We start from the raw sequence: 12,649 nt of genomic DNA, 5'->3' as shown, positions 1-12,649 counted from the left end.
TTATGCTTTCCCTGTCACGTCGGACGGGGCGACAGAGACGGCCCGGGCCGCTTGCGCCTTCCGCTGTTTGCTACGTTCATCGATAAGGTATTTAATCGCCAGCATCATGCCGAGGCCAATAAAGGCGCCTGGCGGCAGCATAGCCAGCAGGAAAGGGGTGTCGGTGTGGAAAACCTCGATGCGCAGAACCTTCGCCCAGCTGCCAAGCAGACTGTCGGCGCCGTCAAACAGGGTGCCGTTGCCAAGGATCTCGCGCAGGGAGCCCAGCACAAACATCGCGCAGGTAGCGCCCATGCCGATCGAGAAACCGTCCAGCGCCGACAGCGCCGGCCCTTTTTTGGCGGCAAAGGCTTCGGCGCGGCCGACCACGATGCAGTTGGTCACGATAAGCGGGATGAAAATCCCCAGCGACTGATAGAGGCCGAAGGCATAGGCGTTGATCAGCATCTGCACGACGCTCACCACCGAGGCGATAATCATTACGTAGATGGGGATCCGGATCTCCGCCGGCGTCCAGCGGCGCAGGCTGGAGATGGTCAGGTTGGTCAGGGTTAACACCAGGGTGGTGGCCAAACCCAGCCCGAGGGCGTTGGTGGCGGTCGAGGTGACCGCCAGCAGAGGACACATACCTAACAGCTGAACCAGGGCGGAGTTATTTTTCCACAGGCCCTGGACGATGACGTCTTTAACTTCGCTCATGGTTATTCTCCACAGGCGGTGAATTCAGGAAGTTGCGCAGGCAGCGTTTGTGCATATAAGCCTGCGCGCTTAACGGCATTGACCACCGCCCGGGGGGTGATGGTGGCGCCGGTGAACTGGTCAAAATCGCCGCCATCCTTTTTGACCGCCCAGTGGCTATCGCCCTGGCCGTGGATGACTTTCCCGGCAAAATGGGTAATCCAGTCCGACAGGCGAAGTTCGATTTTATCCCCCAGGCCCGGCGTTTCATGATGCTCAGTTACGCGGGTGCCGAGGACCGTGCCGCTAAAATCGGCGGCAACCAGCAGCTGTATTGCTCCGGAGTAGCCGTCCGGCGCGGTGGCTTCCATCACCGCGCCGATCGGTCGATCGTTATTTTTGGCGATCCACACTTTATGCTGGCCTTTGCCCAGCGCCGGGGCGCTGACCAGATAGCAGCTCTTAAGCAGATCGTTATTATAGCGGTCGGCAGGTAAAACCTGGTCGAATAACGCCTTTTGCTGCAGGGCCGCCTGCTGGTCGATGGTGCTTTTGGTCAGCTCATTGATCGCCGCCGTCAGCCCGGTGGAACCGGCGGCAAACAGCGCCAGCGTGACGCCGTGTTTACGCATCGTTTTTAACATCATTGCTCTCTCAACGGTGGCCATATACGCGCGGGCGCGTGTAGTAATCGATCAGCGGCACGGTAATATTCGCCAGCAGAACGGCAAACGCCACGCCGTCCGGATAACCACCGAAGCTGCGGATGAGCCAGACCAGCAGGCCAGCGAGGGCGCCAAAGATCAGACGGCCGCGGTTGGTTGTTGAGGCCGTCACCGGATCGGTCAGGATAAAGAAGGCGCCAAGCATGGTCGCCCCGGAGAGCAAATGCATCTGCGGTGAGGCCAGGCTCTGCGGCGAAAAAATCCAGCCGAGGGTGGCGCACAGGCCGAGGCTAACAAGGAAGCTGACCGGGATATGCCAGCGGATCGCCTTCTGCCACAGCAGGAAAAGGCCGCCTGCCAGCCAGGCGATATTCACCCACTGCCAGCCCAGACCTGCCAGCACGCCGCCGTAGACCGGCAATTGCAGCACCTGCTGAACGCTATGTCCGGCATGCAGGGAGGTTTTAAAGGTATCCAGCGGGGTGGCCTGGCTGACGCCGTCGATACCCAGCCGCAGACTGGCCATGTCGCCTCCGGCGGCGGTATGACCGGTGAAGATCATCTGCAGCGCGTCGCTGAATGCCGGGATATGGGCGGCTATCTCATAGGAAGGCAGCCAGGAGGTCATCTGCACCGGGAACGAAATCAGCAGCACGACATAGCCGATCATTGCCGGGTTGAAGGGGTTATGGCCCAGGCCTCCGTACAACTGCTTGGCAATGACTACGGCAAAGGCAGTGCCGAGCACCACCATCCACCACGGGGCCAGTGGCGGAATACTCACCGCCAGCAGCAGGCCGGTGAGCAGGGCGGAATTATCTTTCAGCGTGGCAGCAACAGGCTGTTTACGCAGTTTGAGAATAGCGGCTTCGGTCGCCCAGGCCGTCAGGGCGGCGAGGACAATCTGCAGTACGGTGCCCCAGCCGAAAAACCAGGTCTGGACCACAATGCCAGGCACAGCGGCGAGCAGCACCAGCAGCATAATACGCGAGGTCTGCCGCTGGTTATGGGTATAGGGGGAGCTTGCGATTCTGAAAACCATTTATTCCTCGTTAACTGCCTGCTGTGTTGCTTTACGCGCCTGAACGCGGGCGATAGCCGCGGCGACGGCCGCTTTGCGCGGGTCGTCATTGGCTGCGGCTGACGCGAGATCCTGTTGTGTGGCCTGCTGTTCGGCTTTACGCGCTTTGGCGCGGGCGATAGCGGCTTCCACCGCCGCCTTGCGCGGGTCGACCGGTTCGGCGGCCGGGGCGTCCACCGGCGCGGCCTGCTGTTCTGCTTTACGCGCTTTAGCGCGGGCGATAGCGGCTTCCACCGCCGCCTTGCGCGGGTCGACCGGTTCGGCGGCCGGGGCGTCCACCGGCGCGGCCTGCTGTTCGGCTTTACGCGCTTTGGCGCGGGCGATAGCGGCTTCCACCGCCGCCTTGCGCGGGTCGACCGGTTCGGCGGCCGGGGCTTCCACCGGCGCGGCCTGCTGTTCGGCTTTACGCGCTTTGGCGCGGGCGATGGCGGCTTCCACCGCCGCCTTGCGCGGGTCGACCGGTTCGGCGGCCGGGGCGTCCTGCTGCTGCGCTTTGCGCGCCCGGGCCTCAGCCTTACGCGCTTCGCGGGCGGCAATTGCCTCGCTGTTGTCAGGTTTGGCGCCGGCCTGGATCACGATCGGCTGCGCGGCATCGCGCTGTTTATCCCGTACCCGGGCCAGGGCGGCGCTAATCGCCTCCTGATCTTTGGCGGCAGGCTGAACGGCGGCTTTTTTATGCCGCTCGGCGCGCGCAGCTTTCTCACGCTCCAGGCGCGCCTGTCGGGCCTCGAATCGGGCTTTGGCTTCCGCAGCGCGCTGCTCTTCCTGACGAATCGCCGCGATCTCGGCCTTTTCCTGACGGAAGTACTGCACCAGCGGAATATTACTTGGACATACCCACGCGCAGGCGCCGCACTCGATGCAGTCCGCCAGATTATGGGCAGTGGCTTTATCGTGCTGCTGACCTTTGCTGAACCAGTACAGCTGCTGCGGCAGCAGATCGGCCGGGCAGGCGTCAGCGCAGGCGCTGCAGCGAATGCAGCCTTTCTCTTCCTGCGGTTCGCCCATCTCGCTGGCGGAAGGCGCCAGCAAACAGTTGGTGATCTTCACCACCGGGACGTCGAGCCACGGCAGGGTAAAGCCCATCAGCGGGCCGCCCATGATCACCATTGGCTCGGCGCTGGGGCAGAAGCCGGCATCGTTCAATAGATGGCGCACCGGCGTGCCAAGACGCGCCCAGACATTGCCCGGTCTGGTTACCGCTTCGCCGGTGAGGGTGACCACGCGCTCGGTTAACGGCTCACCGTCAACCACCGCGCGTTTCACCGCATAAGCCGTACCGACGTTCTGCATCAGCACGCCAATGTCCGATGAACGACCGCCGTGCGGTACCTGTTTGCCGGTAAGAATTTGGGTGAGCTGCTTGGCGCCACCGGAGGGATATTTGGTGGGGATCACGCGCAGCGAAATGCCATGGGCGTCGCAGAGCACCGCCCGCAGCATTGAGATGGCCTGCGGCTTATTGTCTTCAATGCCGATCAGCACTTCTTCAGGCTGCAGTATATGAGCGAGGATGCGGATACCCTCGACAATCTGCGCCGCGCAGTCCTGCATCAGGCGGTCATCCGCCGTGATATAGGGCTCGCACTCGGCGGCGTTAATGATTAGCGTTTTAATTTTATCTCCGCCACCGCGCAGTTTACTGCCGGTGGGGAAGCCTGCGCCGCCGAGGCCAGCAACGCCAAACTGGTGGATACGCTCGATCAGCGCTTCACGCGTGCGGGTCTGATAGTCGCTCCAACCATCGCGCTCGATCCAGCGGTCTTCGCCGTCGGCGTCAATGATCACGCTCATCTCCGCCAGCGCCGACGGGTGCGCGGTAGTGTGCGGAGCGATGGCGGCAATGGTGCCGGAGGTCGGGGCGTGAACGGGCAGCATTCTTCCCCAGCCGCGGGTCAGCGGCTGGCCGCGCAGCACCCGGTCGCCCACTTTAACGCACAGTTCGCCCTCGGCGCCAATGTGCTGCTTCAACGGGATAACAAAGCGCTGCGGCAGGGAAACCTGACGCAGCGGGGTGCCGTTAGACTGGGTTTTCATTTCAGGCGGGTGAATACCGCCGTTGAAATCCCAGACCTTGTCTTTTCGGAAAGCGGAAAATAGCTTAAACATGTTGTTCCACAGGAATATTTCGCACCGGGATCGTATGCAGATCCCATTTCCAGGTCTCCGGGGTGGTGGCCACCGGAACGAGTGAAATGCACTGGGTCGGGCAGGGGGCGACGCACAAATTGCAGCCGGTGCACAGGTCGCTCATCACGGTATGCATGGCGCGGGTCGCCCCAACGATGGCATCCACCGGACAGGCCTGGATACACTTGGTACAGCCAATGCAGTTCGGCTCGTCAATTACCGCGAGCATGCGGGCCGGCTCCGCTTCCTGTGCGTCGCCGTCGACAGGCTGCGGGTCGACGTTCAGCAAGGCGGCGATTTTTAACATCACCGCTTCGCCACCCGGCGCGCAGCGGTTTATTTTCTCACCCTGTACGCCGACTGCTTCCGCATAGGGGCGACACCCAGGGTACCCGCACTGCCCACACTGGCTCTGCGGCAATAGCTCATCAATTTTTTCCACCACCGGGTCGTCCTGCACCGCGAAACGACGCGAGGCGTATCCCAGTATTAAGCCGAAAATCAGCCCTAACAGGCTGATGGCGATCACGGCTATCCAGACTGCGCTCATTACAACTTCACCAAACCACTAAAGCCCATGAAGGCCAGAGACATTAAACCGGCGGTAATCAGCGCGATGGCATTACCGCGAAACGGCGCGGGGACATCGGCCACCACCAGGCGTTCACGGATCGCCGCGAACAGCACCATTACCAGCGAGAAGCCGACGGCGGCGGCAAAGCCGTACAGCGCCGACTGCAGGAAATTGTGGCCCAGATTAATATTCAGCAGCGCTACCCCGAGTACGGCACAGTTGGTGGTGATCAGCGGTAGAAAGATCCCCAGCAGGCGATAGAGCGCCGGGCTGGTTTTACGCACCACCATCTCAGTAAACTGAACCACCACGGCGATAACCAGAATAAAGGCCAGGGTACGCAAATAAACCAAATTTAGCGGGATAAGGATCCAGGTATCAATCAGCCAGGCGCAAATAGAGGCCAGGGTCATCACGAAGGTGGTAGCGAGCCCCATCCCCATTGCGGTTTCCAGCTTTTTGGAAACCCCCATAAACGGGCACAGACCAAGAAACTTCACCAGAACGAAGTTATTGACCAGGACTGTACCAATAAAGAGCAGTAAATAATCAGCCATCATGCGACCTGAAACGAAAAAAAGCCGCTTATTATCGAATAAAACGATACCAGCGACAACAGGTTAAGTGTGGGGGTATTACGGATTAACAAAAGTCCGTTTTACCCGCTGCGAACGGCGAAAATAGGGCGCCAGCAGCGCAGCGGCCAGCAGCGGAAACAGCAGCTGACGCAGGGCAAGCACATCCGAGACCGGCGAGAAGGCAAAAGCCTTTATCGCCAGCAGCAGGGTGATGAGCAGCCAGATAATGTAGTGTTTCGGCACCACCGAGCGCCGCTTGAAAAAGGCGATAGTCAGCCAGAGCGTGTAATACCACATGGCGAGGGCAAACAGCAGCGAGGCGACCCACAGCGCCATATGGCCCGCGCTCATGGCGCGCAGTAGTGTATAGGTCTGCGGCGACATCAGCGCATTGGCAAAAAACAGCAGCGATAACGAGGCGCTCAGCAGCGCCACCAGCAACCAGGCCAGCGGAGCCAGCAGCCATCCGCCGATGCGCTCTGCAGATTGAGACGTCATGTTTCTCCCCTATTCAACGCCAGTGAATAAAATCAGGCCGGGAAGTATAAGCAACTGGCGTGAAGGATGACAGCCTTACTGCACGAATCGCCAAACGGATTTAGGAACCTGGCCCACATCGAACAATTTACCACCGGAGACCAGCTCTGCGCGACGATGATCGGCGGCGCGATACATATTCACGATCTCCTGGGTGTCAGTCAGGGAGTAGTTAAGGTGATCAAATAGTTTTTCAAGGCTTTCCAGCGAACTGATTTTGCGAAATTTTAATAAGTAGTCCAGCACGGTCATTTTCGTATCCATTTTATAATCGGAATTATTGCGTTGAATATTATCAGCATTCACTAAACCTACTCTCAACCAACGGCGCCTTCTGCTGGGGCCGCGTGGAATGAATCAGGTTATATAAACCCATGACAAGGGGCAAAGCCAGCCTTGAAGAGCAGGGAGAAGTTTAAGAATATTCTAAAATCAGACCGGGCGCCGAATGGCGCCCGCAAGAGAAGATTAACGCTGTTCGCCGTGACTGGCAATAACAGATTTGTACCAATAAAAACTCTTCTTTCGTTTCCGCGCCAGATTTTGCTGGTGATCGACATAGACAAAACCATATTGCTTTTGATAGCCGTTGAGCCAGCTCAGCAGATCGATAAATGACCAGGGGTAATAGCCGCGCACATCTGCCCCCAGCGCCAGCGCTTTTTCGAGGGCGCCAATATGGCTGCTGAGATAATCAATCCGCGGGTCGTCGACCACTTCCCCGTCAATAATCGGGTCCTTCGCGCCGAGGCCATTCTCGGTGATATATATCGGAATATCGCCATAGCGCGCCTTAATCATCATAATGCCGTCAGTTAGCCCCTGCGGCCAGATTTCCCAGCCCCATTCGGTATATGTACTCTGGGGATTACGCACGAAATAGAATAATCCCTCCACGCCAGGCTCACCGCCGGTAGCGATCTCAGGCGGCTGGGCAGATACCGTTTCCCGGCGATAGTAATTCAGACCGATAAAGTCGCAGCGGTTGTCACGGAGCAGCGCGTCGTCGCCTGGAGCAAAGCGAGGTACCCCCCACAGCGCCTGGGTCTGCGCCAGCAGGTCGGCAGGATAGGTGCCTTTCAGCACCGGATCGTACAGCCAGTGAGTATGGATGGCGTCAGCCAGTTCGGTGGCCTTAATGTCCGCCTCGCTGTCGGTGAGCGGGGTATGCGGTTGCAGTACGTTGACGAAGCCAATCTCGCCGGCCACAGCCATCTCGCGAAAGGCCTTCACCGCCAGCGCATGGGCGATAAATACGTGGTGGCAGGCCTGAATAGCACGCGCCGGATCGCGGACCGCCGGGGGATGGAGGCCGTTAATGTAGCCGTGCCCAATGAAGACAATGGTTTCGTTGAAGGTAGCCCACAGCTTCACCCGTGAACCAAAGCGCGCATAGCACAGGCGGGCGTACTCGGCGAAGGCCTCGGCGGTAGTGCGCGCTTCCCAGCCGCCCTCATCCTGCAGGGCCTGCGGCAGATCCCAGTGATAGAGGGTGATCATCGGCTCAATATTGTGCGCCAGCAGTTCGTCGATCAGATCGCTGTAAAACTGGACTCCCGCTTCATTCACCTTACCGCGCCCGGCGGGCAGCAGGCGGGGCCAGGAGATGGAGAATCGATAGCTTTGCAGGCCCATTTCGGCCATTAACGCCACGTCTTCGCGAAAACGGTGATAGTGGTCGACGGCAATATCGCCGGTGGTGCCTTCAAAGGTGGTACCCGGCAGATGAGAGTAGATATCCCAGATTGACGGTCCTTTACCGTCGGCGTCGTGTCCTCCCTCAACCTGATACGCTGCGGTAGCGGCACCCCATAAGAAATTGTGCGGAAAAGCGGCCATGAAAAAGCTCCCTGTCTGATGATAAAGGGAGTGTAATAAAAGCGCGAGCATACGTGCAACCGGTTTCTGAAACCGGTTGCACAGTTGCGAGGCGGGTCACTGTTTTAACGCGGAGCTACTTCGTGTGCACCACATCCGCTGGCGGTGGGGACTGATAGTTATCTATATGGTGTGCGATAACCAAAAGCAGTGCCGAAATACCAAAAACAACCCAGCCAATAAGTTCTACAATACGGGTAAAAACAGTTGTCATAACACTTCAATATCCTTTGAACACAGCGTGAAATGTTACTCGATGGTCAGCAGATCACAAGGGGTATCTGTCTGATTTCTCACACTTGCATGTAAGTCGCAAAGTAAGGAATGATAAGTTTTGCTCACGGTTTGTAAAATTATTCTCATTAACCTGGTGTTGATATCAGTTGCATAAGCGAGGCGGTAAGATGAGCGATGCGATCCGGGTGGGGCTGGTGGGGTTCGGTTACGCCAGCAAAACGTTTCATGCGCCGTTGATCGGCGGCACGCCGGGTATGGCGCTGAAGGCGGTCGCCAGCAGCGACGCCGATAAGGTCCATGCCGATTGGCCTGGCGTGAAGGTAATGAGTGCGCCGGGGGATCTGCTGGACGACCCGGATATCGATCTGGTGGTCATCGCCACCCCGAACGACACCCACTTTCCGCTGGCGAAAGCGGCGCTGGAGGCGGGAAAGCATGTTGTGGTGGATAAACCCTTTACCGTGACACTGTCACAAGCTCGCGAGCTGGAAAGCCTGGCGAAGCACTGCGGTCGGATACTTTCGGTGTTTCATAACCGGCGCTGGGACAGCGATTTCTTAACGGTCAGCGCGTTGATCAACGAAGGTCAGCTGGGGGAGGTGTGTTACTTCGAGTCGCATTTCGATCGCTTCCGACCACAGGTGCGCCAGCGCTGGCGTGAGCAGGCAGGTCCTGGCAGCGGCATATGGTATGACCTCGCGCCGCATCTGCTCGACCAGGTCGTGGTGCTGTTTGGCCTGCCGGTAAGCATCACGGTGGACCTCGCGCAGCTTCGGCCCGGCGCGCAATCCACCGACTATTTTCACGCCGTGCTGGCCTATCCGCAGCGGCGGGTAGTACTGCATGGTACGTTACTCGCCGCCGCGGAGAGCGCGCGCTTTATCGTCCACGGCTCGCGGGCCAGCTATATTAAGTACGGTCTTGACCCGCAGGAGGAGCGGCTAAAAAACGGTGAACGGCTGCCGCAGGAGGACTGGGGATATGATATGCGCGACGGTACCCTGACTCGCGCCGAAGGGGATGAACGTAGTCAGGAGAAATGGCTGACGCTACCGGGTAATTATCCCGCTTACTATGCCGCTATCCGCGACGCGCTTAACGGCGTAGGGGAAAACCCGGTCCCGGCCAGCGAGGCGATTCAGATAATGACCCTGATTGAGTTGGGTATCGAGTCGGCCAGACATCGCGCCACGCTCAGCCTGGTCTGAGGAGGAGCCCGGCAGCACGGCTGCCGGGCCGGTTATCAGCCTTTGGCAACCCGCTGAATGAGGGCGGCTTTTTCCTGTTCGCCGAGGAACGCCAGGGTCAGGCCGTTGATCTGCGCCTGACGGATCTGCTCCCGGCTCAGCCCTGCCGCCGGCGCCGCCACGGTATACTCGTGAATGATGTCCACACCCTGGACCGCCGGATCGTCAGTGTTGAGGCTCGCCAGCACGCCGTGCTCAAGGAACTGCTTCAGCGGATGCTGGGCCAGGGAGGCCACGGTGCTGGTTTGCACGTTCGAGGTCAGGCAGGATTCAATCCCGATGCGGTGCTCGGCCAGGTAGTCCATCAGGGCTGGATCCTCTACCGCTTTAACCCCATGGCCGATGCGCTCCGCGCCCAGCTCACGAATGGCCTGCCAGATACTTTCCGGGCCGGCCGCTTCGCCCGCGTGGACGGTGATATGCCACCCGGCGTCGCGGGCCTGGTTAAAATGGTTGCGGAACAGCGTACCCGGGAAGCCGAGCTCATCGCCGGCGAGGTCGAGGGCAGTGATGCCCTCGCGGTGGGCGAGCAGCGCCGCCAGCTCTTCCTGACAGGCGGCTTCGCCGAAGGTGCGGCTCAGAATACCGATCAGCCGGGCGTCGACCTGGAAATCGCGGCATCCCTCTTGAACCCCGGCAATTACCGCCTCTACCACGCCGTCGACCGGCAGCCGGTGGGTCATCGCCATATAGCGGGGAGAGAAGCGCAGCTCAACGTAGTGCAGGCCATTTCGCGCCGCGTCTTCGACGTTCTCATACGCCACGCGGCGACAGGCTTCCAGCGAGGCCAGGACCTTTACCCCCCAGTCGAGCTTGGCGAGGAAACTAACCAGATCGGGCTCAAGGCTGGTGACCTGGACGTGCGGACGCAGCGTGTCGAGGGTGGTTGCGGGAAGAGCGATATTAAATTCGCGGCCAAGATCGAGGATGGTTTGGGCCCGGATGTTACCGTCAAGATGACGATGAATGTCGGTTAATGGCAATGAGGAATCAATCATGGTCGCACTCTTTTTTTAGTTAAAGTGCACGTCATTATACAACATGAACATAACTGTTTAAAAGCATTGAAAAAATGTATGCGATACAAATAGCTGGCAGCAATCAGGTCAGCATTACGGTCTTTTTGACTGGCCCCTTTAAAACGCAGAACGAATATCATGATTGACGCGATCCTGACCAGATCAGAAATGCACACGCGCTGACCGCGGCGCCCGCAAGGCAGACCGCCTGCCATCCCCAGTGGGAATAAAGCTGTGTGGCAACGATAGCCCCTGTCGCGCTGCCCAGCGAATAAAAACACATGTAAGCCCCAACCAGGCGGCTTGCCGCTGCAGGCCTGGCGGCAATGATCAGGCTCTGGCTGGAGACATGAACGGCCTGTACCGCAAAGTCCAGCGCAATGACGCCAGCTATCAGCCAAAGCAGAGAGGTTTCGGCATAGCCGATAGGAAGCCATGAGATGGTCAGCAGCGCCAGCGCCAGGCCGGTAGTGCGCTGAGCCCATCCCTGGTCAGCCCACTTGCCCGCTCTGGCGGCGGCCAGCATGCCAGCGAAGCCGGCTAAGCCAAACATCCCCGTCTGGGTGTGCGAGAGGGAAAGGGCGGTGAGCGGCATGACCATGGTCGTCCATAGCATGCTGAAAGCGGCGAAGATAAATAGCGCCAGGATCCCGCGCTTTCTCAGTTGCGGCTCGGTGAGGTACAGCTGAAACACGGACTTCAATAAGGAAAGGTAAGTCGGCTTTTGCGGCTGCGGCTGCTGCGGGGGCGAAGGCATGATTTTCCAGACGACCCCTGCAATCACCAACATCAGACAGGCAGCCGTGAGATACACGGCTCGCCAGCCGGCGATATCGGCTATCGCGCCTGAGATAAACCGAGATAACAGGATACCTGAAACAATGCCGCTGGTCAGGGTACCCACCGCCTGGCCTCGTTTCTGCGGCGTCGCCAGTACTGCCACCCAGGCCACCAGCACCTGCACCACCACGGCCATCAGGCCGACGATCAGCATGGCGCCAAGCAGCGTTGCTATATTGGGGGATAACCCTGCCGCGACTAACGCCGCTACTGAAAGCAACAGTTGACTCATCACCACGTATTTACGGTTCAACCAGTCCCCGAGCGGAACCAGGAACAGCAAGCCAATGGCATAGCCCGCCTGCGTAGCGGTGATGACGCTGCCAATCATGCCTGGCGACACCTTCAGGCTGACCGCCATCGAGTCGAGTAAAGGCTGTGCTGAATAAACATTGGCTACTGCCAGCGCGCAGGTTAGTGAAAACAACGCCGTTATCCCTGTGGTCAGCATCGTGTCAGGGACTGACGCAGTTTGGATCCTTTGGCCGGTACATCTACTTGCCTTACATTTCATAAGAGACCCTCTGTCTGGTTGCTTTTTAAAACTAGTGTACCTATAGAATTAGCCTTGCTGGTTTTTTTTTGCAACTGGTAAAGGTGAGGATTAAGCTAGATCAGTAGATAAATTGATAAGGAGCGCGCAGATGGCAAAGCAGGAATCACTTAGAACCAGTGAGTGTCCGGTGGCGAGAACGTTGGAATCAATTGGTGAACGCTGGTGCCTGATGATTATCCGCGAAGCATTTGACGATGTGCGGAGATTCAGCGAGTTTCAAAAAAATTTGGGGCTGGCCAAAAATATCCTTGCCTCGCGGCTGAAGCATCTGGTTGATATCGGTATTTTCGAGATTTTACCGGCATCGGATGGCAGCGCATACAAGGAATATGTCCTGACTGAAAAGGGGCGCTCCGTGTTTCCCATTGTTGTGGCGCTGCGGCAATGGGGAGAGCGTTATATGTTTGAGCAAGGGGAAACCTATTCGGTCCTGCTGGATAACGCGCACGGCCAGCCCCTTCAGTATCTGGATGTGCGTTCCGCTCAGGGGGATAAACTGCAACCAGGCGACTGTCATCGCCGGCGCATTGTGTCAGATACCCGCGCCGAATAATGGCGTGAAGAATTTGCAGGATACCAGCGAGAATACGAGCGTACCGCTAAAGGGTCATGGAACAATCCTGACGTGT

Annotated in this window: 14 protein-coding genes; 2 read left to right on the top strand and 12 right to left on the bottom strand. The window is 58.6% G+C overall.

What is annotated here, in order from left to right; all coding sequences use genetic code 11:
- From VZP09_RS09890 to blr, 10 genes are all read right to left on the bottom strand, one after another.
- Nucleotides 1-699: an electron transport complex subunit E gene (locus VZP09_RS09890; protein ID WP_002907733.1), complete on the bottom strand. Its 699-nt coding sequence runs from the start codon at nucleotides 697-699 to the stop codon at nucleotides 1-3.
- Between the two features lie 2 nt (nucleotides 700-701).
- On the bottom strand, nucleotides 702-1,322 hold the full coding sequence (gene rsxG / locus VZP09_RS09885; RefSeq protein WP_002907731.1) for an electron transport complex subunit RsxG: 621 nt from the start codon (nucleotides 1,320-1,322) through the stop codon (nucleotides 702-704).
- Nucleotides 1,323-1,332: 10 nt separating this feature from the next.
- A complete protein-coding gene (rsxD, locus tag VZP09_RS09880) occupies nucleotides 1,333-2,385 on the bottom strand; it encodes an electron transport complex subunit RsxD (protein ID WP_002907730.1) in 1,053 nt (350 codons plus the stop codon).
- On the bottom strand, nucleotides 2,386-4,533 hold the full coding sequence (gene rsxC, locus VZP09_RS09875; protein WP_328795090.1) for an electron transport complex subunit RsxC: 2,148 nt from the start codon (nucleotides 4,531-4,533) through the stop codon (nucleotides 2,386-2,388).
- Nucleotides 4,526-5,104 (bottom strand): electron transport complex subunit RsxB, encoded by a 579-nt coding sequence (gene rsxB / locus VZP09_RS09870; protein WP_004143816.1) that lies wholly within the window; start codon nucleotides 5,102-5,104, stop codon nucleotides 4,526-4,528. Before rsxB ends, rsxC begins: the two co-directional genes overlap by 8 nt.
- Nucleotides 5,104-5,685, bottom strand: a complete 582-nt coding sequence (gene rsxA / locus VZP09_RS09865; RefSeq protein WP_002907658.1) for an electron transport complex subunit RsxA — start codon at nucleotides 5,683-5,685, stop codon at nucleotides 5,104-5,106. The genes rsxB and rsxA overlap by 1 nt, the downstream gene beginning before the upstream one ends.
- Nucleotides 5,686-5,763: 78 nt before the next feature.
- A complete protein-coding gene (locus VZP09_RS09860; RefSeq protein ID WP_002907654.1) occupies nucleotides 5,764-6,204 on the bottom strand; it encodes a DUF2569 domain-containing protein in 441 nt (146 codons plus the stop codon).
- A gap of 75 nt (nucleotides 6,205-6,279) precedes the next feature.
- On the bottom strand, nucleotides 6,280-6,495 hold the full coding sequence (gene ydgT / locus VZP09_RS09855; RefSeq protein ID WP_002907652.1) for a transcription modulator YdgT: 216 nt from the start codon (nucleotides 6,493-6,495) through the stop codon (nucleotides 6,280-6,282).
- Between the two features lie 216 nt (nucleotides 6,496-6,711).
- On the bottom strand, nucleotides 6,712-8,082 hold the full coding sequence (locus tag VZP09_RS09850; RefSeq protein WP_004180160.1) for a GH1 family beta-glucosidase: 1,371 nt from the start codon (nucleotides 8,080-8,082) through the stop codon (nucleotides 6,712-6,714).
- Nucleotides 8,083-8,197: 115 nt separating this feature from the next.
- Nucleotides 8,198-8,335 carry a division septum protein Blr gene (blr, locus tag VZP09_RS09845; protein ID WP_004898594.1) on the bottom strand — a complete coding sequence of 46 codons (138 nt, stop codon included), beginning with the start codon at nucleotides 8,333-8,335 and terminating at the stop codon, nucleotides 8,198-8,200.
- A 190-nt stretch (nucleotides 8,336-8,525) separates the two neighbouring features.
- Here blr and VZP09_RS09840 point away from each other — a divergent pair, with 190 nt between their 5' ends.
- Nucleotides 8,526-9,566 carry an oxidoreductase gene (locus tag VZP09_RS09840; protein WP_002907650.1) on the top strand — a complete coding sequence of 347 codons (1,041 nt, stop codon included), beginning with the start codon at nucleotides 8,526-8,528 and terminating at the stop codon, nucleotides 9,564-9,566.
- Between the two features lie 35 nt (nucleotides 9,567-9,601).
- On the opposite strand, the gene add is transcribed toward VZP09_RS09840, so the two are convergent.
- Both add and VZP09_RS09830 read right to left on the bottom strand, forming a co-directional pair.
- Entirely contained in the window at nucleotides 9,602-10,603 is a 1,002-nt protein-coding gene (gene add / locus VZP09_RS09835; protein WP_004151209.1) for an adenosine deaminase, read from the bottom strand.
- A gap of 157 nt (nucleotides 10,604-10,760) precedes the next feature.
- Complete coding sequence (locus VZP09_RS09830; protein WP_032104210.1) at nucleotides 10,761-11,915, bottom strand: MFS transporter; 1,155 nt, start codon at nucleotides 11,913-11,915, stop codon at nucleotides 10,761-10,763.
- 193 nt (nucleotides 11,916-12,108) lie between these two features.
- Here VZP09_RS09830 and VZP09_RS09825 point away from each other — a divergent pair, with 193 nt between their 5' ends.
- The gene (locus VZP09_RS09825) at nucleotides 12,109-12,573 is read left to right on the top strand and encodes a winged helix-turn-helix transcriptional regulator (protein WP_004180158.1); all 465 of its coding nucleotides are present in this window, start codon (nucleotides 12,109-12,111) and stop codon (nucleotides 12,571-12,573) included.
- Nucleotides 12,574-12,649 lie beyond the last annotated feature (76 nt).

The organism is Klebsiella sp. EMBS2024 (assembly GCF_036233805.1).
Taxonomy (GTDB): Bacteria; Pseudomonadota; Gammaproteobacteria; order Enterobacterales; family Enterobacteriaceae; genus Klebsiella; species Klebsiella pneumoniae.
This window is presented reverse-complemented; position numbering and strand designations above follow the sequence as displayed.

What these genes read in the sequence shown, in the direction of transcription:
- VZP09_RS09890 (WP_002907733.1), bottom strand. Translation starts at nt 699, where the DNA reads ATGAGCGAAGTTAAAGACGTCATCGTCCAGGGCCTGTGGAAAAATAAC.
- rsxG (WP_002907731.1), bottom strand. Translation starts at nt 1,322, where the DNA reads ATGTTAAAAACGATGCGTAAACACGGCGTCACGCTGGCGCTGTTTGCC.
- rsxD (WP_002907730.1), bottom strand. Translation starts at nt 2,385, where the DNA reads ATGGTTTTCAGAATCGCAAGCTCCCCCTATACCCATAACCAGCGGCAG.
- rsxC (WP_328795090.1), bottom strand. Translation starts at nt 4,533, where the DNA reads ATGTTTAAGCTATTTTCCGCTTTCCGAAAAGACAAGGTCTGGGATTTC.
- rsxB (WP_004143816.1), bottom strand. Translation starts at nt 5,104, where the DNA reads ATGAGCGCAGTCTGGATAGCCGTGATCGCCATCAGCCTGTTAGGGCTG.
- rsxA (WP_002907658.1), bottom strand. Translation starts at nt 5,685, where the DNA reads ATGGCTGATTATTTACTGCTCTTTATTGGTACAGTCCTGGTCAATAAC.
- VZP09_RS09860 (WP_002907654.1), bottom strand. Translation starts at nt 6,204, where the DNA reads ATGACGTCTCAATCTGCAGAGCGCATCGGCGGATGGCTGCTGGCTCCG.
- ydgT (WP_002907652.1), bottom strand. Translation starts at nt 6,495, where the DNA reads ATGACCGTGCTGGACTACTTATTAAAATTTCGCAAAATCAGTTCGCTG.
- VZP09_RS09850 (WP_004180160.1), bottom strand. Translation starts at nt 8,082, where the DNA reads ATGGCCGCTTTTCCGCACAATTTCTTATGGGGTGCCGCTACCGCAGCG.
- blr (WP_004898594.1), bottom strand. Translation starts at nt 8,335, where the DNA reads ATGACAACTGTTTTTACCCGTATTGTAGAACTTATTGGCTGGGTTGTT.
- VZP09_RS09840 (WP_002907650.1), top strand. Translation starts at nt 8,526, where the DNA reads ATGAGCGATGCGATCCGGGTGGGGCTGGTGGGGTTCGGTTACGCCAGC.
- add (WP_004151209.1), bottom strand. Translation starts at nt 10,603, where the DNA reads ATGATTGATTCCTCATTGCCATTAACCGACATTCATCGTCATCTTGAC.
- VZP09_RS09830 (WP_032104210.1), bottom strand. Translation starts at nt 11,915, where the DNA reads ATGCTGACCACAGGGATAACGGCGTTGTTTTCACTAACCTGCGCGCTG.
- VZP09_RS09825 (WP_004180158.1), top strand. Translation starts at nt 12,109, where the DNA reads ATGGCAAAGCAGGAATCACTTAGAACCAGTGAGTGTCCGGTGGCGAGA.